Here is a 20,285-nt window from a genome sequence, read left to right as displayed (position 1 = left end):
CGTTCCGCGGAAACGCCCGACGCGGACAGAACATGACCCGGCCACCCTCGGCGCACGGCATGCGGCACGCGCTCGGATGACCGGGGACCTGGCCTTCCCCGTCCGGGCGGAAGGCCTCACTACGGCACTACGCGCCGGTCACGGGTTGAGCGTGACCGTGGTCTTGAGGCCGTCGCCGACCACCATCTCGGCATCGGTCTTGACCAGTGCCGTCTTGGCGAACGCGATGTCGTTGTTGACCAGCATGCCTACGCGCACATCCCTGCCCGGGCGGCCGGTGGTGGTGGCGAAGGTCACCGGGAAGGTGCTGGTCGCCTTCGGCGTGAGCGCGTCGACCTGCGCCTGGCTGAGTGCGCCGGAGGAGCGCAGCTTGCCCAGGAAGGTGGTGAACGGCAGGTTGAGCGAGCCGCCGTTGGCGCTGGAGAACAGGCTGTCCGCGGCGGCGTTGGTCAGGCTTGCCGCGACCGACAGGTTGCCGCTGACACGGAACGAATACGCGGTGTTGGCCGGCACCACCGCATCGACCAGTTGCGAGCCGTTGAAGGTCAGCGTCACGTTCTCGATGATGACATCGACCTGGTTGCCGTTATAGGTGTAGCTCAGGCCCGCGCGCACCTGCGTCGGCCCGCCGTTGAAGGCATCGCCGTTCTGTGCTACGCCCACCTGGATGGCATCGAGCGAGCCGCCGGTGGCGGTGATGGTGTCGGTGATCGGCTGCGTCACGCCGTTGATGGTCAGGTTCGACAGCACCAGCGAGTTCTTCAGCCGGACCGCGTCGGCCACGCTGTTGATGGCGCCCGCGTCGACCACGCCGCCGAGGTTCGCGGCGACCTGCTGGATCTGGGCGGCACTGCCGCTCGATACGGCGCCGCCGAGCTGGGCCAGCCCCGCCGCGTTCGCGGCATTGGTCAGCGCGCTATCCGTGACCGCCTGCACCAGCGCCGCGGTCGTGGTCGCCTGGGCGCTCTGCGTAACGATGTTGATCGACCCGCCCTCGATCAGGGCCGAAAGCGTTTCGGTCGGGCTGCTGCTGACGTCGATCGCTTCCAGCGCGGTGCTGACGCTATCCACTTCGCTGGCGATCACCGGCGCGGCCAGCGCGGCCACATTGGTGGCCACGGCGCCGATGTTCGACTGCAGGCTGGCGGGCAGCCCGGATTGCGCATTCTGCACGGCGCTGGAGACGACACCCGCCACCAGCGCTCCGCTGGTCAGGTCCGCCGTGCCCGGCGCGCTCGCCACCGCGGTGGCGACCGCCTTCGACGCCGCCGCGGCCGAATCCGCCGGCGTCAGCGTGCCGCCCGCGCCCAGGCCGGTCAGCGTCTTGGAGACATGGTCGACCAGTTGCTGCACCACCACCGCCGCGCGCAGCGCGGCCGCATCCTGCATCGGGTCAAGCGTGGCCAGGTCCTTGCCGGCAAGGCCCAGGCCCGTTGCCAGCGGCGCGACCGGGCCTGCCCCGAGCTGCACCGCCAGCGTGGTCAGCGGCGACACCACCTGGGTCACGCCCTCGCGGTAATCGATCGCCGGCGCCTGCAGCACCCCGGCGAACGGCAGGTTGGTGCCGACATCGGTGCCGCCGGTCAGCTTCAGCGCGCTCTTGGTGCAGCCGGCCGGGAAAGTGAAGTCGCCCGTGGCATTGGTGACCGCGGTCTTGTTTTCGCAGTCGAGGAAGGTGACGGTCGAGCCCGACAGGTAGAAGTCCACCGCCTTGCCGCTGACCGTGGCCGAGGGCTGGGACGGCTGGCCAGGCGCTGGCGAGTCGTCGCCACCGCCGCCGCAAGCGACGAGCGTTGCCGCCGCGCCTGCCATGATGCCAAGGATGAAGATGTTCCGGGTTTTGCTTTGCACGCTGCTCTCCTGAGATCAATACTTCGCTACGACGAAACATGGTGGGGAAGCCTGCGACGGTGAACCTGCCTTGCGCAGTCTGCGACGCCATGCGCTGCCTCTGCTGCCTCTGCTGCCACGTGCGACGCCGCAGGCGGATGCCGCGGCAGCAGCCTGCCCATCGCGGCAGCCCGCAGGTAAACGCATCCACCAACCGGTGTCATCCCTACATGGCGGGGGAAACGCAAAGCGTCGCCGCGGCGCATGCCGCGGGCCGGCCGGGGGCGTCGATGACGCTCGCTGGCGCTGGTTCATGGCTGGCTCACCGGCTCCTGCGCCATGCCGACGACGTGACCGGAGAAATCGTCAGGGTGCAGCCAGCGCGACAGGTACTGCCCCATCGCGTCCAGCAGCACATCGGACATCATTCCCCCGGCCCCGGCCAGCGGCGGACAGATCAGCCACGTGGTGCCGTCGCGCTCCAGCACGCGCAGCGTCTTGGGCTGGTCGGCGGGCTGCAGCACATGTTCGGTGGCATGCGCCTGCGCCAGGCCGAAGGCCTGCACGAAGTCGTCGGCGTGCCGCTCGCCCAGGCATATCACCACCTTGGGTTTCCACAGCCGGCGAATGCCGTCGATAAAGGCAAAGCGGCGGCCGGCGCGGCACAGGTCGAGATAGCGCTGCCGCGGAAACAGTTCCGGCTGGCCGCGAAAGGCCTTCGACCACGGGATCTCGTCGGTCAGGCGCGCCGGCAGCGGAAACAGGCTGAGCTTGAACTCGGCGCCCTGCGGACCGTACAGGTGATGGTCGAAGTAATGCTTCCAGTCCTGCTCGCCCATGGTGGTCTTGAACACCCTGGCGCGCGCCGCCGACATGATGCGCGCGATCCTCTGGTGCGATTGCCAGCGCTCCATGTGATGCCGGTACTTGTAGCGGTAGGCGGCATCCCAGGCGGTGGGCCGCGCATGCGGAACCAGCGGGCCCGAGAGCGGCGCCAGGCCGGGATGCGGAGCGCTGTCGCAGAACCAGACCGCAGCGCCCGGATTGCCGCCTTCCATCCCTACGTACGACGCGAAATACGAATCCAGCTGTTCGCGCGTGAAGACCGTAAGTGGCTCTGTGTTCTTTCTCATGCCTCTACCGCGGTGGAGTGAAGAATGCCCGGACGCTGCGCCGCATCGGCCTTGCCGGTGCCCCGCACCGATCCGGCGCTGCCGGACCTGCTCGCGGACCTGCTCGTCATCGCTTTTTATTCTCACCCCCGCGGCGAGGGGTGCGCTGCCCTGTCGTTTCCCCCCTTGCGCGGGGTAACGCGCAAGCGCAAACGGCGGCATTTTCGCGCGCGAAAAAACGCGCGAAAGCCGCTCACGTCCCCCACGATTTGCGCTGCAGGCACCGGCGCGAGACCGGTCCACACGCGTCCGGAGTTTCCCTTCCGATGAAGGGTACCGACGCTTTTGGCCGCATCGCACTATTCGCTCCTGAAAACACGGAGCACGCCGGCGCCTTCAGCGCACCGGCAGAAAGAGAGCGTTGCAGTTCCATGGACGGCCCCTCACCGATGCGGCCCGTGGCAGGTCACGCGCTGACCGCCGCCACACCATGGAACGCTGCCGCAAGGCGGCCCCGCACGACTCTGCTTGATCACGCCATGAGCAGGCACGGTCAGATGCATGCCATGCGACGAGCCTGGCCGCCAGTTCGCGCGGACCGGGAATTCGGAGGAGACAACAAGGGCGTGGGCACTCGCTTGAGCGCCCATTACTCAACGCTTCTGGGAGAAGCAATTGGGTATCTATCGCGATATGTTTGCCAGGCACCACGATCAGCTCGCGCTGATGGCTCGCCTGTTCGACGCCGGCGCCATCTGGGTGGCGGCAATCCTGGCCAGTGAAGCGCGCTTCGACACCGCGCAGGCGCCAATCCACCAGTTCATCCAGTACTTTGGCTGCGCCATCGCCTTTATCGTGCTGCCCGGGTTCGACGTGTACACCTCGTGGCGCGGGCGCAGCCTGTTGTCGCTGGCTTGGCGGCTGTTGTCCGCGTGGAGCCTGGTCTGGCTGGTCAGCCTGCTGCTGACCTACCTGCTGCACCAGACCGACTCGCTGTCGCGCTTGTGGATGGTGTACTGGTACCTGTTCGCGCTGGCGGGGCTGGTGGCGTTGCGCGTGGTCAGCCGGTTCGTGCTCAACGTGCTGCGCGTGGCCGGTGCCAACAACAAGCGCGTCATCATCGTCGGCTTCGGCCGCACCGGCCAGGAGATGTACCGCCGCGCCACCGCAAGCCACACCACCGGCTACAAGATCAGCGGCATCTATGCCGCCGCAGGCGAGCCCACGCCCGAAGGACGCCGCCGCATCAACGACAGCGCCGACATTGCCGCGTTCGCACGCGAGCACGGCATTGCCGAGATCTGGCTGACGCTGCCGATGAGCGAGCATCGCCTGATGCAGGAGATTGCCTTCTCGCTGCGCAATGACTTCATCGACATCAAGTGGATGCCGAGCGTGCTCGACTTCGACCTGCTCAACCACAACGTCGGCAACTTCCTCGGCATGCCCGCGGTGGAGATGAACAAGCCGCCTTCGCTCGGCGTGCGCGGCACCATCAAGGCGATCTTCGACCGCACCTTCGCCGCGCTCGTGCTGATCGCGCTGTCGCCGCTGTTCCTGCTGATCGCCGTGCTGATCAAGCGCGACTCGCCCGGCCCGGTGTTCTTCAAGCAGGAGCGGCTCGGGCTGGACGGACGCGTCATCCACGTCTACAAGTTCCGCAGCATGAAGGTGCATGCCGAACACGGCGTCGTCACGCAAGCCACCAAGGGCGACAGCCGGGTCACGCCGATCGGCGCCTTCCTGCGCCGCACCAGCCTGGACGAGCTGCCGCAGTTCATCAACGTGCTGAAGGGCGAGATGAGCGTGGTGGGTCCGCGTCCGCACGCCATGGCGCACAACAACATGTACAAGGAGCAGCTCGACTTCTACATGCTGCGCCACCGCGTCAAGCCGGGCATCACCGGGTGGGCGCAGATCAACGGCTATCGCGGCGAGACCGACACCCTGGACAAGATGGCCAAGCGGGTCGAGCACGACATCTTCTACATCCGCAACTGGTCGTTCTGGCTCGACCTGCGCATCATCTTCTGGACTGCCTTCCGCGGCTGGATGGGCAGCAACGCCTACTGAGCCAGCACAGTTCGTTCCGCATCCATTCCGCGTCCATTCCGCGCCTGTTTAGCCATCGAACCCGCACGCCAATGATCAAAGTCCTGCACGTGACCGAGTGCCTGGGAGGTGTCGAGACCTACCTGCACCTGCTGGCCTCCCATATCAACGACGAGCGCATCAGCTTCCACTTCGCCCTGCCCAGGCAATGCTCGGTCTCGGCGATTGCCGATGCGCGCAATTTCGGCGTCAGCTACCTGCCGATTCCGCGCAAGCTCGATCCGCTCAACGACCTGAAGGCTGCGCTCAGCCTGCGCGCGCTGGTCAAGCGCGTGGCGCCGCAGATCGTCCACCTGCACAGCTCCAAGGCGGGCCTGGTGGGCCGGCTGGCCTGCATCGGCCTGAACGTGCGCGTGGTCTACACCCCGCATGCCTACTATTACCTGGGCCTGCGCGGCATCAAGCGGCGCGTGTTCCTGATGGCGGAGCGCTTCCTGCACCGGCTTACCGATGCGGTGCTGGCCACCTCGCCGTCGGAGCGCGACCGCGCCATCCATGAGGTGGGCCTGCCGCACGAGCGCGCGCATGCCATCCTGAATGCCGTCGAGCCGCGCGCCGTGCCGGTGGAAAGGCGGCTGGGCGCCGGCGTCAAGCGCGTGATCATGGTGGCGCGCATCAGCCCGCAGAAGAACATCCCCATGTTCCTGGACGTGGCCAGGCTGTTCCAGGGCCGTGCCGACATCGAGTTCATGCTGGTCGGCTACGGCCACTACGAGAATGACCGCGCCACGCTCGATGCCATGCTGCAGGAGCGCGGGCTGGTCGAGGGCAAGGACATCACCGCGATCGCGTGGATGGGACGGACCGAGCTGCTGGAACTGCTGGCGCATGCCGCGGTGGTGGTGCTGACCTCGCACTACGAGAGCTTCGGCTACGTGCTGGCGGAAGCCAATGCGCTGGCGATCCCGGTGGTCGGCACCGACGTCGACGGCATCAAGGACATCATCGTCGACGGCAGCAACGGCTTTATCGTGCCGGTGGACGACGCCGCTTCCATGGCCAGTTCGATCGAAGCCATCGTCGGCGATGCCACGCTGTGGCAAACCATGTCGGAACACGCCGTGACGCGCGCCAAGTCCGAATTCAATATCGTGACCCAGGCCAGGAAGTTCGAGTCCTTCTACTCGCGCGCCGTGCTCGCCTAGCCCGGCATCGGCCGTGCCGGTCAGGGCGGCGCGTTGCCGCCGGGCCAGCTGGCCAGCAGCATTTCGGCGTCGGCGAGCGCGGCGCTGTCGTGCAGCAGCGCCGTGCACGGACGCGCCGCCTCTGCACTGCCCAAGGCCCGGACCTTGCAGCCCTCCGCCGCGCCTGGCCCCGCCTGCGCCAGCGCTTCGCGCAACAGCGTCCGGCCCTGCGGCCCCCAATAGATGCGATGGACCGCGCCGCCCTGGCGCAGCGACAGCACGAAGCTGTCCTGGCGCTGGCGCCAGTGGGCGTCCTGCGCCCCGGCCAGCACGCCCAGCAGGTCGCGCAGCATGGCGATGACCGGCTTCTCCGAGCCATCGTTCCTGAGCAAGCCGAAGTTCGCCTCGCGGTCCCATCTTGCCTGGCCGCGGTCGCGCCATGCATAGATGCCCAGCATGGGCGCCTGCGCCATGACGCCGGCGAGTACCTGCCGGGCGACCAGCGTCGCCTGCGTGGCTTCGCTGCGCACCGGCAGGTACGAGGCATAGCCCCATTCGCTGACGATCAGTTGCGCGCCCGGACGCGGCGAATTGCGGATGCGGCCGCTCAGCTGCCGATAGTCGCGCAGCAGCGTCTCGGGCGTGGCGCGGTACGGATGGATGCTGAGTCCCTTGATGCAGCCCAGGCGCGGATCGGTCAGCAGGCGCGACAAGGACTGCTCCGCTACGGGGTTTGCCGGCCCGGGCAGCCGCGCCAGGCCGAACAGGTAAACGGACGGCGGCGGCGCCGTGCCAGCCTGCGCCAGCGCGTCGCAGATCCTGCCGGCGGTCGAGAGCAGCCGTGAAACGGGTACCGACGGATGCAGGAAGGTCTTGTTGTCGGGCTCGTTCCAGATCTCGTACGACAGGTCCGGCCCCGCGTTGCGCTGCATGAACTGGCTGGCGAACGCGGCGAACTTCGCCTCGCTGGCATCGCTGCCGCCGTCCTCGCCGTCATCCCCCCAGATATACCGCCCGCCATACAACGTGACCAGCATCTGCAGGCCGGCCTGGCGGGCCTGCGCAATGACCTGCGCGTAGCGCTGCGGCGCCAGGTGCCCGCGCACCACCTCGGGCCGCACGCCGAAACGCACATGCGAAAAACCCAGGCGCCGGATCTCGGCAAGGTCGCGGGCCGACACCGTGGCCGGATCGACCTGCACGGCAAAGGCAGGCATCGATGCAATGCGGCCGGAGGCCTGCCAGTTCTCCGCATGCGCTGCCCGCGCGGACCACCAGCCGGAGAGCGCGATCAGCGCCGCCAACGCCAGCGCGCGCGTCCGCGGGCCTTGGCGCGACGATACGGCGCTATGCGGCGACATGCCTGCGCAGTACGCCCATGGCGAGCGCACCGGTCTGGAACAGCGCGATGACGAGGAACGACACCAGCATGATCTGCGCCGCCACGAGATAGTCGAGCCGCGGATAGCGCCATGCCCCCAGCGCGATGCCGGCCAGCAGGCCGATGCCCGCTGCAACGAAGATCGCGCGCGCCATGCCGAAGGATTTCAGCAAGGTGCGCAGGCACATCACCACCGCAAACACGATCGGAAACAGCGAAAAGAAGCGCACGTCGAGATCTCCATACGCCGCGCCGAACAGCATGACGACAAGCTGGTCGCCAAACCACAGCAGCAGCACGCTCAGCGCGCCGGACAACACCACGCCGCCCAGCACGAACCCGGCCGCGTTGCGGGCCAGCGTGGGCGTGTCGTCCTGCCTGAACGACGCGGCAAATTTCGGCATCAGGTGGTAGCCCAGCGCCATCAGGACATATTGGGCCGGCAGCAGCACCGTAAGCAGGATGCGGAACTTGGCCGAATCGGCAAAGTGCCCGAGCGAGCCGAGCAGCACCACCAGTCCCGGCCCGACCAGCCAGCTCATCAGCTGCGCGCTGGCCGAGCTGGCGCCGAATCCCAGCCACTGGCGCGGCGACTCCGGCCGGCCCGGGATGAATTCGATGCGCCCGCGGCGGCGCAGCGTGGCGGCGGCGACCAGGGTCGGCAGCAGGATTGCGGCGGCAAGCATCAGCATCGCCGCGGGCGCAGGCTGCGTGCCGGAGGCGAGGCCGATCATGGCCACGCCGCCGCCGATCAGCGTGTGGCAGAGCAGCAGCCCGGCATAACCCCGCGTCTTCGCGCCCACGGTCCTGAGCACCCAGTAGGCGGTGTAGCTGGCAAACAGCACTGCCGCCGCCGCGCAGGCCGACGTGCTCAGGCCATGCCCGTACAGGTAGAGGATGGACCCGGCCACGACCGGAAACACCGTCAGCACCGCGACCTCGAGCGAGAAGCGCACGCGCAGCTTGATCCCCTCGATCAGCGCCGGCTCGTGCAGGAACGAGACATAGAAGATGTTGATAAACACCACCAGCGACAGCACCACCGCGACCAGCCCATAGCCCGCCACGTCCATCGAGCGGGCCAGTGCCACGTTGATGCCGAACTGCACCGCTGTATACGCGGCCTGCTCGCATACCGCGCCCAGCGCCGACAGCATGCGGCGCATTATGGCGCCCCCTCGAGCGACGCCGCCGCCTGGCGCGGCACCGGCGCGGCCGGCACGGCCAGCTGCTGCCGGAACAGCAGCGCCAAATTCTCGGTAATGTCGCGGCCCAGCCGCGCCGAACGCTTGAACTGCGCCCCGCCCAGCGAGCGCGCGTACGCCAGCCGTTCGATCACGTCGTCGGCGCAGGCGTTCTGCCGCACCGCGAAATCGCCGCGCCCGCTCAGCTTGAAGAACGACGCGACCTTGGTGTCCCAGACGATGCCGACGGAAGGCACGCCGAAGCTGAAGGCGATGATGTTGGCGTGCATCCGGTGCCCGACCATGCTGTGGCATCCGGCGATGACCGACGCCAGCTCCGCCGGGGATGTGGGCAGCATGTAGTCCACGCCCTCCAAGGCCTGCGCCTCCAGCCTGCTCCTGACCGCTGCCGCGGCAAGGTTGTCTTCCTCGGCGCCGTTGGTGAACAGCACCACGCGCTGTCCGCCCTGCCGCAGCTTGTGCACCAGTTCCACGAACATGCCCAGTCCCCCGCCCTGCTCCGATACGCTGACGAGGTCCGCGTTGTAGTGCAGCGCTTCGACGTCCGAGACACAGATCCCCACGTCCCAGCGCTTTTCCAGCCCGGGCTGCGCGTACAGCGCCGAGCTCAGGATGGCAGGATCGGGAATGATGGCGACGTCGCAAGCCTCGCCCGCGCCGAGGCCGACGATATTGCGCCGCGAGCTTTCATCCCGCACCGAGACATATTGCGGTGCAGCCAGCCCGAAGAAGCGGGACACCAGGTAGCGCCCCAGCCGCGACCAGCCGGCCGCCACGCCCACCGATACCAGCGCGACCTTTGCGTTGGTGCCAAGGCAGCGCGCCAACAAGTACAGCTTCAGCGGGAAATTCAGGTCCACGTCGCACAGCAGCTGGCCGCCGCCGACCACCACCATATCCGCATCGGCCAGCTGCTGCTGCCAGCGGGTGCGCCATTGCCGCCGGTATTTCAGCCAGATGGCAGCGGTCAGCACCGGCACCCGGGCCCAGCCAGGCAGCCGCGAGAACAGCCGCATCAGGCGCCCCTTCTTCAGCGAGTGTTCCCCCAGCCGGGTGCGCCCGGCGATGTCGAGGAAACTGACCCGGCAATCCGGCACGGCCTGGCGGATCAGGTGGCCCAGCGTTTCGGCGATCACCGCATCGCCGAGGTTGTCACTGTACGGCACCGCGCATATGACGATGTGCTTCATCTTGTTTGGCCGGCAAGGCCGTTAGCAAAGGGATAAGGAACAAGCTGACCGAGGTGAGATGGCGAACATAGCTGCCCAGGTCCGGCTCGAAGATAAACTGCACCAGGATATGCGCCACCACCAGCGTGGCGAACCAGCGGCGCTTGCGGTCGGCTTCGGTCACCGCCGGCGTGCCGGACAAGCCGCGCAGCGCCACGCGCAGGATTGCCGCATGCATCAGCATCATGGCCAGGTCGACCGGCGCGCGGAAACTGATCACCGGCAGCACGAACATGACCGCCGCGTACAGGTAGTTGACGATGAAATTCACACCAGACGTGGGTGGATACAGGTTCCAGATCATGGTGCGGTTGTCGCTGCCGATGCTCAGTGCATAGTTGTTCGAGATATCCCGCGGCGACTGCAGGATGTACAGGATCTCGGACGGCGCCACCAGGATCGCGCCCAGCACGCAGGCCAGCACGATGGCCTTCCATGCCGGCGTCAGCCGCGCCGTCGCGCGGATCCCCAGCGCCAGCACCAGGATCATCGCGTAGTAGTTGCGGATAAACAGCGCGTAGCAGCCATACAGCACCATGGTCATCACGACCAGCCCGCGGAACGACACGCCGCGCGACATCCCGCCCATGACCAGCACGATCGACATCGCGATCACCACGGTCTCCTTGCCGGGCGAAAGCAGGTTCAGCAGCATGCAGGGCAGCACGAACAGCCAGCGCGTGGCCAGGTCGCGCAGGCTCGCCACCCGGCTCGACGCCAGCGCGAGATAGGCCACGCCGACCGTGGCGGTGACGACATTGACATACTCCGCGCCGAACACCGAGAACACTTTGGCGGTGGCGGCGAACGAATCGTCAAGGTCGGTCGAGCCGCTGACCAGGAATTCCAGCATCTTGTTGGAATCGGTGACCCATTTTTCCGGCAGCGCGTCGCGCCCGAAGAAATAGATGGTCAGGTAGAGCAGGCTCAGCACCAGGCTTGCCACCGTGGCCAGCCCGCGCTCTGCCAGGACCCAGTCGCGGTCCAGTCGCGCGGCTTGCATGGCTTACGCCTTCTCGCTCTGCGAGTAGCCGTAGTAGGCATAGCGATAGCGCCCGTACTTGGAGCCATAGCCATAGCGGAAGGCATTGGGGTCGAGGCCGTTGAAAATCACCCCCTTCACGCTCACGTTGACCTGCCCCAATTGCTTGGCGCATTCCGAGATCTCGCCGATCGAGCTCTTGCCGAAGCGCGTCACCAGGAACACCGTGCCGCAACGTTCGGCCAGGATCGCGGCATCGGCGACGGCCAGCACCGGCGGGGTGTCGATCATCAGCATGTCATAGCGCGCGCTGAGCTCTTCCAGCAGCCTGACCATGCGCTCCTTCAGCATCAGCTCGGCGGGATTCGGCGGAATCGTTCCGGTGCCGATGAAGTCGAGTCCCGGCACCACGTCGCGATGGATCACGTCTTCGAGCGCCAGCTTGCCGGCCAGCACGTCGGACAAACCCGGCTCGCGGTCCTTGCCGAAATACTGGTTCAGGTAGCCCTTGCGCATATCGGCGTCGACCAGCAGCACGCGCTTGCCGCCCGCGGCCATCAACGCGGCCAGGTTGACCGAGACGAACGACTTGCCCACGCCGGCGGTGGCACCGGTCAGCAGCACGCGGTTGTTGGGCGCATCCAGCATGGCAAACTGCAGCGACGTGCGCAGGCTGCGCAGGCTTTCCACCGAGGGCTCGTTGGGGAAGCGGTCGGCCAGCAGGTAGTGGCCGCGCTTGCGCGCCTGGATGTCCTTGCTGAACGTGAGCTGGTGTTCGGACTGAGGCACCGTCGCATACACGTTGAGCCCGGTGTGTTCCTCGATGTCCTTGGGGTCGGTGATGCCGCCATACAGGGCATTGCGGACAAAGGCCACCACCGCCCCGGCGAGCACGCCAAGCACCGCCGCCAGCACGATCACCAGCGCCTTCTTCGGCTTGACCGGCTCCTCGGGAACCGGCGAGCTGTCGACCAGGCGCACGCTGCCGACCTTGCCGGCCTTCACCAGCTTGAGCTGCTGCATATTGTTCAGCATGCCGACATAGAGGTCGTTGTTGACCTGCACGTCGCGCATCAGGCGCACGGTATCCTGCTCCAGCGTCGGCAGGGTCTTGACCCGGCCAGCGACCGCTCCCACCTTGGCCGCCAGCGCGGCAATCTGCTTGTCGATCGCCTGCATCGACGGATGGCCCGGCGCAAAGCGCGTCACCAGCTCGGCGCGCTTCTGCTTGAGTTCCAGCAGCGAGGTTTCGGCGGTCACGCTCTCCTGCAGGAAGGCCTTGCCCTCTTCGCTCAGGTTGAAGGTGCCGCGCTCGTTGCGCATCGCGTTGTACTTCACTTCCGCGCGTTCGAGCTCGCCCTTCAGTTGCGGCAGCAGGTTGTTGAGGAACAGCAGCGATTTTTCCGCTTCCGCGGCCTTGCGGTTGATGTTCTGCGCCACGTACTCGTCGCCGATCTCGTTCAGGATCGCCGCCGTCAGCCTGGCGTCATTGCCTTCCAGCGAGGCCCCGATCACCCCGCTCTGCTTGCCCTTCTCGGCAATGTTCAACTGCTGCTGCAGCTGCTCCAGCGTCTTCAGGCGCGACTGGCGCACCAGGTTGAAGGCAATGCCGGGCTTGGCCTTCAGTGCCGTCACCAACAGCCGGACCTCGCCGACCGCATGGTGAACCTGGACCGCTTCGCCGACGCGGCCGACGATGGGCTGGTCCAGGCTGCCCTGCTCGAGCCGGTAGCGGCCATCGCCCAGGCTCACCAGCAGGAAGCTCTCGCCTTGCAGCGCCTCGGGCACGTCGAAGGTCGGCACCTCGATCGACTCCGCGCCCCAAGCATATCCGCCCATGCCGAACAGGCCGGGGTCGGACAAGCCCTTCGACTGGCTGGCGATCCAGGGCCCGACCAGCGGGAAATACTTGGGCTTGGCATCGATATAGAGCCGCAGGTTGTCGACCGCCTTGCCGACCACCATGCGCGAGCGCAGGATCTCGATTTCCGCGGTCGCCTGGGTCTTGACGTCGAACAGCGACGAGACATCGCCCAGCAGCCCGTTCGGGCTGTTCTGGCTGTCCTCGACCTGCACCAGGATGTTGGCCTCGTAGACCGGGCGCGACAGGAACGCGTAGGCAACGCCGAGCGCCAGGATGGCAAACGCAATCGCCGCGATCAGCCAGCGGTTTGCCACCAGCACGTCGAGGTAGCGGACGGCGGCAATCTCGTCCGACTGGGCCGGCGCCGCGACGGGAAGATAAGTGGACTGGTTCATGGCAGGCAGGACAGTATCGGTTTAACCCAGGGCCCGGATGCGGGGCACCCAGGACTGCACGCCGCGCTGGATCAGCTGCAGCGCGCTCTCGAATGCCGCTCGGGGCTGGCGGTAGGGATCGGGCACATCGAACTTTTCCAGCTCGCCCAGGCGGAATACCCTTCCGGTGGTCGCCGGGTGCAGGCGCTGGATCTCCTGCCGCTGCGCGCCGTCCATCACCAGTATCAGGTCGGCGCGCCGTACCAGCACGTGATTGAGTTGCTGCGCCCGGTGCCCGGAAATATCCACGCCCTGGCGGCTCATCAGGTCCACCGCATGCGGATCCGCGGCGTGCCCGGACAGCGCGCCCAGGCCGGCGGAGACCACCTCGCCCTCGGGCAGCGCCTGCCTGAGCAGGCCCTGTGCCATCGGGCTGCGGCAGATATTGCCGATGCAGACCACGAGTACGGTCTTGATCATTTGACTGCGTTCGCCGTGGACGTGAAGAAGTTGCCGCTGGGCACCAGCTGGTTGATCACGCGGCTCCAGCGCACCACGCCCGCGGCATCGACATAGACCACGTCGCGCGGCTTCAGCTCGAAGGCCTCGGCCAGGGCAAAGGCGACCGGCGACTTGCCGTCGAGGTGGAACACCTCGGCCTGCCCGTCGGCGGCCTTGCGGATCACGTAGAGCTCCTTGGCGTTGGCCGAATTGGGATTCAGGCCGCCGGCTTCACCGATCGCTTCGCTGAGCGTGAGCCGGCCGTTGCGCGGCATCACCGGCGTCGGCTTGACGACTTCGCCGGTCACGAAGACCTTGCTGTCCTCGCGCTGCTCCACGCGCACGATGTCGCCGTTGCGCAGCAGGATGCGCGCCGGGTCGATGCCTTGCTGCAGCAGCGCCGGCAGGCTGACGTAATAGGTCTTGCCCTCGCGCGAGATGCGGATGCGGCTGTTGTCGCCGGTCAGCACGTTGATGCCGCCGGCACGGTTGAGCGCCTCGACCAGCGTCATCGGCACGTCGTCGATATTCTGCGGGCCTGGCGTCTTCACTTCGCCGTCGAGGTAGACCCGCTTGCTGCGAAAGGCCAGCACGCGCACCGTGACCTGCGGCATCGTGACCACCGGCTTGAGCTGCGTGCTGAGCTGCCCGCGGATCTGGTCCGGCGTCTGGCCGAGCACCTTGAGCACGCCGGCGTACGGAAACTGGATGGTCCCCGCCGGACTGACCACGTAGCCCGGAATGTTGGCCGCGCCGCTGTAGCTGGGGATTTCGTAGGCAGCGCCGATCGAGTAGGTCTGCGTCGGGAACACCAGCTCCGGGTGATCCCACACCACGATCGAGAGAATGTCGCCAACCCCCACGGTATAGGGCCCGGGCTCGCCGAACAACGCTTCCACGCCGGCGTTCGCGGGCGGCGTGGCGGCCTTCAGCGTACGCACCAGCGCCGGCGTGATCTGCGTGACTTTAGGCACCGACTGCGGGTCCTCAGGATCCAGCGGGCGCTGCGGGTCGAAGCGCATGCCCGGCGCCAGCGCGCACGATGCCAGCAACGGAACGATCCCCAGGCACATGACGGCCCTGCCAAACCTCAAGCTGCTTGAAAGCTTTAGCACTCTCGATGATTCCCTTGTTTGCAAGAAGACCCGCATGCCCGCCGCCACCCTGTCGTCATGCACAGCGGTGACTCCGCTGGTCCGGCATGGCGCCGGGGGCGCCTGTCCGCTTGTTGGCACGGCTGCGGAACTGAACCTGGCGGTGTTGACTGGTCGTGCCCGGCGCGCTGAGCGCGCTCTTTTCTGCACTGCGTCATCCGTAAATGACCGGCGAAGTTTATGGCTCGCGGGACTACATCTTCAAGGCGCGGCCAGCGTTTTTACCAAGTTTCCGATCCCCCCATCGGAGTGGAAGCGAATTCCGTCCCAACGCGTGAGGGGTACCGCGGGTGGTGCGACGCAGCACAATCGCGGGTGGCACCCCGTGCCGACTTAAGGGTGTAGGCGATTGATTCCCTGTTGCGCCTACACCCTCTTTCTTTGCCGGCGGACGCAGCCGACGTCGCCGCAGCAATCGCCCCGCGCGTTGCCGAACCTTTGAAGGGAACCACTGAAATGACAAGTCGCGTTAGCAAGGCCGTCTTCCCGGTCGCAGGCCTGGGCACCCGCTTCCTGCCGGCCACCAAGGCCAGCCCCAAGGAAATGCTGCCGGTGGTCGACAAGCCGCTGATCCAGTACGCCGTCGAAGAAGCCATGGCCGCCGGCATCACTGAGATGATCTTCGTCACCGGCCGCTCCAAGCGAGCCATCGAGGACCATTTCGACAAGGCCTTCGAACTGGAAGTCGAGCTCGAAGCCAAGAACAAGCGCGCGCTGCTGGACGTGGTGCGCTCGATCAAGCCGGCCAATGTCGAATGCTTCTACGTGCGCCAGTCCGAAGCGCTGGGCCTCGGTCACGCGGTGCTGTGCGCGGCCAAGCTGGTGGGCGACGCGCCCTTCGCGGTGATGCTGGCCGACGACCTGATCGACGGCCAGCCGCCGGTGATGAAGCAGATGGTCGATGCCTACGACCACTACAACTGCTCGGTGCTGGGCGTCGAAGAGATCTCGCCGGAGCAGAGCCGCTCATACGGCGTGGTCGAGGGCCGCGAGTGGGGCGAAGGCGTGATCAAGGTCTCGGGCATCGTCGAGAAGCCCGCGCCGGAAGAGGCCCCGTCCAACCTGGGGGTGGTCGGCCGCTACATCCTGACGCCGCGCATCTTCGACCACCTGCGCGCACTGAAGCCCGGCGCCGGCGGCGAGTTCCAGCTGACCGATGCGATCCAGTCGCTGCTGAGCCAGGAACAGGTGCTGGCCTATCGCTACCACGGCACGCGCTATGACTGCGGCAGCAAGCTGGGCTACCTGAAGGCGACCGTCGAGTACGCGCTCAAGCACCAGGAAACCGGCGCGCAGTTCCGCAGCTACCTGGAGCAGCGCGAGCCGCAGCTGCTGCACAGCCTGGCGGCCTGACGGCCTGCTGCTCCACACCCCCTACGCATCGCACAGCAACCACAAGGCAACCGCCTCATGATCGACTGGATCCACCTGGGCAAGGCATTCTTCCTCGGCCTGCTCGAGGGCCTGACCGAATTCCTGCCCATTTCGAGCACCGGGCACCTGATCCTGGTCGGCGACTGGATCGACTTTACGTCCCACGAGGCGCGCGTGTTCGACGTGGTGATCCAGCTGGGTGCGATCCTCGCCGTGTGCTGGCTGTACCGTGCCAAGATCACGGACCTGTGCGAAGGCGTGGCGCGGCGCGACCCCGACGCGCTGCGCTTCGCCACCGCGGTGCTGGTCGCCTTCCTGCCCGCCGCGGTCATCGGCGCACTGCTGATCGGCCCCATCAAGCACCACCTCTTCGATCCGGCCGTGGTTGCCGCCGCACTGATCGCGGGCGGGCTGGTCATCCTCTGGGTCGAGCGCCGCAGCGCCGTGCCGCGCATCCACGCCATCGAAGACTTCGGCTGGAAACAGGCCATCGGCATCGGCTTCGCGCAGTGCGTGGCGATGATCCCCGGCACGTCCCGCTCCGGCGCCACCATCGTCGGCGGCATGCTGTCAGGCGTATCGCGCCAGGCCGCGACCGAGTTCTCCTTCTTCCTCGCCATCCCCACCATGCTCAGCGCCGCCACCTACGACGCCATGCGGCACTACCATCTGCTCAGCCTGCAGGATGTCTGGTCGATCCTCGCCGGCTTCACCGCCGCCTTCCTCTCCGCGCTCGTTGTCGTCAACGCGCTGGTGCGGCTGGTGGCGCGGCATTCGTTGCGGGTGTTTGCGTGGTATCGGATTGCGCTGGGGGTGGTGATTGGGGTAGGGAGTCTGGGGTGGTCGGGTTGAGTTGGGGGCACTCGCGACGAATGGCGGCACCGTTGGCTACTGGTCCATCAAGCGCGCACTCGTCATGGTCACCCGTTATCGGGGCGAGATAAAGGGACGGGGCATCGCCCTGGAATCCGACGCAGGTTCAACCATTGCACCAGGACGCCAAGCACAGCCACCACACCTGCGCTGCTTGATAACGCCACCGCCGACCATTGTTGGAGCAGAAGTACGCCACCCAGCGCCGCGCCGATTGCACTACCCAGGTACAACGCTGATTCATTGAGAGCCACGGCGAGATTTCCATCCCCTTGGTGTTCGCGGGCTTTGATCAGCTCATTGTTTTGTGGAACCTGTAACGCCCACCCTACGGCCCCCCATGCAGCAATCGGCAGCATCACCAACCAAGCGCCCAGGGATGCAGTGACGGGCAGCAGGAACAGAGATACCGCCAGGATCGCCATAATCCAAAGAGTCAGCACCGGGCCCTTGAATCGATCTACCAGAGGGCCGATCAGGAAGCTTCCAAGCACACCACCGACGCCCCACACCCATAGGTAGGGCGTCACCGTTCGGGTTAAGCCCTGATCTGTAGCCGACAGCAACGGCGCGATGAAGGTGTACATGCCCAGGCTGGCAATAGCCGCCAACAACGACACCAGCAGAATGACGACTACCCGACCGTCGCCCAGCAAGGCCAGCTTGGCCTTCAGCGGGGTCACCGTCGCCGCCGGAAGGGCTGGCAGTCGGAGCGCCAGGCCGACCAGAGCAAGGCTCCCCAGCGCGGACACCAGCCACAGCGCAGACGCCCAGCCAAGACGCTGAGCCAGCAGCAGACTCAGCGGCACCCCCAGGACGGTGCCACTGGCCATGCCACCCATGATCACCGCGATCGCTTTGCCGCGCTGTTGTGGCGGCGACAACGCCGCCGAAGCAGCAATGCCCGTGGCCAAATAGACACCGGCACCGATGCCTGCCATTGCGCGGAAAACCAGCAGCGCGGTGAAGTCGGTCGCCAAGGCGCTGGCAGCATTGGCGAGCACGAACAAGCCGAGCGCAAACAGCAGGCCGCCGCGTTGTCGATGGGCAGGCAGTATCGCGACGAACAAGGGCGAGCCCAGGCCATAGGCCAGGGTGAAGGCGGTCACCAGTTGCGCCGCGAGCGCGACCGGCACGACGAAGGCCTTTTCGATCATGGGGATCAGGCCTGCGGTTACGTAGGACGCCATGCCCAGAGCGAAAGCACCGAGAGCAACGAGATAGACCGGAGATTGCGTGTGACGGGACACGGCGGGGCTCCCAAGGGGATAAAAAGCGTGGACGGCGCACACAGCTGTGCGCCGTCTACGGCGGTGTCAGACGGCAAGTTCAACCTGATAGTCGGCAAGCCAGGTATTCAGGCCAATTGCCAACTCCATGCCCATGCGGTCGTACATTGGCGACAGGTCGCCGAGTGGCTTAGCCAGGGTGTGGGCGACACGTTGCGGATCGAGCAGCGGCCGCACGGGCGCACCGGGGTCTGCCAAGATGGCTGCCAGAGATTCACGCAAGCCGCGCTCGTAGGCGGGGTCCTGAGTCGAGGGATACGGGCTCTTGACCCGCTCGGCGATGCTGTCGGGCAGCAGATCGCGCGTGGCGGCACGCAGGATGCTCTTCTCTCGACCATCGAAGACCTTCATCTCCCAGGGGATGTTGAAGGCGTACTCGACCAGGCGGTGATCGCAGAACGGCACACGTACCTCCAGGCCGACCGCCATGCTCATGCGATCCTTGCGGTCAAGCAGGGTCTGCAAGAAGCGCGTCAGATTCAGGTAGCTCATCTGCCGCATGCGCCGATTGGTTTCATCGTCTCCGGGCAGCACCGGAGTTTCAGCCAATGCCTGACGGTAGCTATCGCGCAGGAAGTCGTCCATCTGCAGCCGATCGAGCAGGTCTTGGGCGAACAAGGTCTTGCCGTCGAAATACTTGCCGGTAACCGAGGTGAGCCACGGATAGGTTTCGGCGGCGATTGCGGCAGGGTCATGGAACCAGCGGTAGCCGCCGAACACCTCGTCGGCCGATTCACCGGACAGGGCCACGGTCGAATGTCGACGGATTTCCTGGAACAGCCGGTATAGCGAAGGCCACATGTCGCCCCAGAACGCCGGTGGTAAGTCCAGCGCCCGGACGACCTTGGCGCGTAGCGCCGGATCGGCCAGTTCGTGGCTGTCCAGCACGATCTCGCCATGGGTTGAGCCGATGCGCTGCACCAGGTCGCGCACGAATGGCGCATCGGGGGTGCCGCGTACCGCGTCACCGGTGAAGCCGCCGCCATGATCCGCGAAGTCCACCGAGAACGACCGGATGTTGCCCTTGCCCATGGCCAGCAGCTTCCTGGACGCCAGGGCCGTGATAATCGAAGAATCCAGCCCTCCGGACAGCAGGCTGCACAGTGGCACGTCGGCGACGACCTGCCGCTCGACGATGTCCTCCAGCAGATCGCGGGTGTGGCGGATGGTCTGCTCCAGCATGTCACTGTGCTCTCGGGCCTCCAGCGTCCAATAGCGGTGGCACGACAGGCCCGCACGATCTACCGTGATCATCTCGCCCGGCAATACCTCGCGCATGCCGGCGAAGATGGCCTGGCCCGGCGTCTTGACCATTTCCAGAATCTCGCGCAATCCATCGACCGTCACCTTGGGACGTACCAGCGGATGGGCGAGCAACGCCTTGGGTTCGGAGCCAAACAACACGCCGTCATCGGTCTGGAAGTAGTAGAGCGGCTTCACGCCCATACGGTCGCGCACCAGCAGAAGTTGTTGCTTCGCACGATCCCAGATGCCGAAGGCATACATGCCATTGAGCCGCTCGACGAAAGCCGCTCCCCATTGCAGGTAGGCACGCAGCACCACCTCTGTGTCGCTTTGCGTCTCGAAACCGTGGCCACATGTCTGCAGGTCGCGGCGCAGTTCCCGGAAGTTATAGACCTCACCTGTGTAGCTGATGACCGCAGCGGCGCGCTGGCCGTCATGATCGACCACCATCGGCTGACGGCCGCCTTCCAGGTCGATGATCGACAAGCGCCGGTGGCCCAAACCGATCGGGCCGTCGACCCACTGGCCCTGCGCATCGGGGCCTCGCGGGGCCAGGGTATCGGTCATGCGCTGCAGGCTGTTGGTGTGTGCCCGCACGTCACGGCTGAATGAAAGCCAGCCAGTCATTCCACACAT

At 66.3% G+C, this 20,285-nt stretch carries 15 protein-coding genes; 4 read left to right on the top strand and 11 right to left on the bottom strand.

Translation table 11 applies throughout. The features are described from left to right. Positions 1-138: 138 nt before the first annotated feature. Both LIN44_RS09110 and LIN44_RS09105 read right to left on the bottom strand, forming a co-directional pair. On the bottom strand, positions 139-1,851 hold the full coding sequence (locus LIN44_RS09110; RefSeq protein WP_227311884.1) for a hypothetical protein: 1,713 nt from the start codon (positions 1,849-1,851) through the stop codon (positions 139-141). A gap of 290 nt (positions 1,852-2,141) precedes the next feature. After that, on the bottom strand, positions 2,142-2,963 hold the full coding sequence (locus LIN44_RS09105) for a transcriptional regulator (protein ID WP_227311883.1): 822 nt from the start codon (positions 2,961-2,963) through the stop codon (positions 2,142-2,144). A 672-nt stretch (positions 2,964-3,635) separates the two neighbouring features. On the opposite strand from LIN44_RS09105, the gene LIN44_RS09100 reads away from it, so the two are divergent. Both LIN44_RS09100 and LIN44_RS09095 read left to right on the top strand, forming a co-directional pair. Continuing rightward, positions 3,636-5,015 (top strand): undecaprenyl-phosphate glucose phosphotransferase, encoded by a 1,380-nt coding sequence (locus LIN44_RS09100; RefSeq protein ID WP_227314369.1) that lies wholly within the window; start codon positions 3,636-3,638, stop codon positions 5,013-5,015. Between the two features lie 71 nt (positions 5,016-5,086). Continuing rightward, positions 5,087-6,199, top strand: coding sequence for a glycosyltransferase (locus tag LIN44_RS09095; protein WP_227311882.1), 1,113 nt, complete (start codon positions 5,087-5,089; stop codon positions 6,197-6,199). Positions 6,200-6,219: 20 nt separating this feature from the next. Here LIN44_RS09095 and LIN44_RS09090 read toward each other — a convergent pair whose 3' ends face one another. The 7 genes from LIN44_RS09090 to LIN44_RS09060 are packed head-to-tail and all read right to left on the bottom strand — an operon-like array spanning position 6,220 to position 14,829. Next, on the bottom strand, positions 6,220-7,539 hold the full coding sequence (locus LIN44_RS09090; RefSeq protein WP_227311881.1) for a hypothetical protein: 1,320 nt from the start codon (positions 7,537-7,539) through the stop codon (positions 6,220-6,222). Beyond that, positions 7,526-8,725: a lipopolysaccharide biosynthesis protein gene (locus tag LIN44_RS09085; protein WP_227311880.1), complete on the bottom strand. Its 1,200-nt coding sequence runs from the start codon at positions 8,723-8,725 to the stop codon at positions 7,526-7,528. The genes LIN44_RS09090 and LIN44_RS09085 overlap by 14 nt, the downstream gene beginning before the upstream one ends. Continuing rightward, on the bottom strand, positions 8,725-9,954 hold the full coding sequence (locus tag LIN44_RS09080; protein WP_227311879.1) for a polysaccharide pyruvyl transferase family protein: 1,230 nt from the start codon (positions 9,952-9,954) through the stop codon (positions 8,725-8,727). The genes LIN44_RS09085 and LIN44_RS09080 overlap by 1 nt, the downstream gene beginning before the upstream one ends. Continuing rightward, positions 9,917-10,996, bottom strand: a complete 1,080-nt coding sequence (locus LIN44_RS09075) for a hypothetical protein (RefSeq protein WP_227311878.1) — start codon at positions 10,994-10,996, stop codon at positions 9,917-9,919. The genes LIN44_RS09080 and LIN44_RS09075 overlap by 38 nt, the downstream gene beginning before the upstream one ends. Positions 10,997-10,999: 3 nt before the next feature. Next, a complete protein-coding gene (locus LIN44_RS09070; protein WP_227311877.1) occupies positions 11,000-13,234 on the bottom strand; it encodes a polysaccharide biosynthesis tyrosine autokinase in 2,235 nt (744 codons plus the stop codon). A 21-nt stretch (positions 13,235-13,255) separates the two neighbouring features. Beyond that, complete coding sequence (locus LIN44_RS09065) at positions 13,256-13,693, bottom strand: low molecular weight protein-tyrosine-phosphatase (protein WP_227311876.1); 438 nt, start codon at positions 13,691-13,693, stop codon at positions 13,256-13,258. Then, positions 13,690-14,829, bottom strand: a complete 1,140-nt coding sequence (locus LIN44_RS09060) for a polysaccharide biosynthesis/export family protein (protein ID WP_227311875.1) — start codon at positions 14,827-14,829, stop codon at positions 13,690-13,692. The genes LIN44_RS09065 and LIN44_RS09060 overlap by 4 nt, the downstream gene beginning before the upstream one ends. Positions 14,830-15,324: 495 nt before the next feature. On the opposite strand from LIN44_RS09060, the gene galU reads away from it, so the two are divergent. Together galU and LIN44_RS09050 are read left to right on the top strand one after the other, a co-directional pair. Continuing rightward, entirely contained in the window at positions 15,325-16,221 is an 897-nt protein-coding gene (gene galU, locus LIN44_RS09055) for a UTP--glucose-1-phosphate uridylyltransferase GalU (protein ID WP_227311874.1), read from the top strand. A 57-nt stretch (positions 16,222-16,278) separates the two neighbouring features. Next, on the top strand, positions 16,279-17,094 hold the full coding sequence (locus LIN44_RS09050; protein WP_227311873.1) for an undecaprenyl-diphosphate phosphatase: 816 nt from the start codon (positions 16,279-16,281) through the stop codon (positions 17,092-17,094). A 68-nt stretch (positions 17,095-17,162) separates the two neighbouring features. On the opposite strand, the gene LIN44_RS09045 is transcribed toward LIN44_RS09050, so the two are convergent. Both LIN44_RS09045 and asnB read right to left on the bottom strand, forming a co-directional pair. Next, a complete protein-coding gene (locus LIN44_RS09045; protein ID WP_255637876.1) occupies positions 17,163-18,272 on the bottom strand; it encodes an MFS transporter in 1,110 nt (369 codons plus the stop codon). A gap of 159 nt (positions 18,273-18,431) precedes the next feature. Further along, positions 18,432-20,285: an asparagine synthase (glutamine-hydrolyzing) gene (gene asnB, locus LIN44_RS09040; RefSeq protein ID WP_370641644.1), complete on the bottom strand. Its 1,854-nt coding sequence runs from the start codon at positions 20,283-20,285 to the stop codon at positions 18,432-18,434.

It is taken from the genome of Cupriavidus sp. MP-37 (assembly GCF_020618415.1).
Classification (GTDB): Bacteria; Pseudomonadota; Gammaproteobacteria; order Burkholderiales; family Burkholderiaceae; genus Cupriavidus.
Note: the sequence above shows the minus strand (reverse complement) of the source record. Positions and strands in the feature narration are given on the sequence as shown.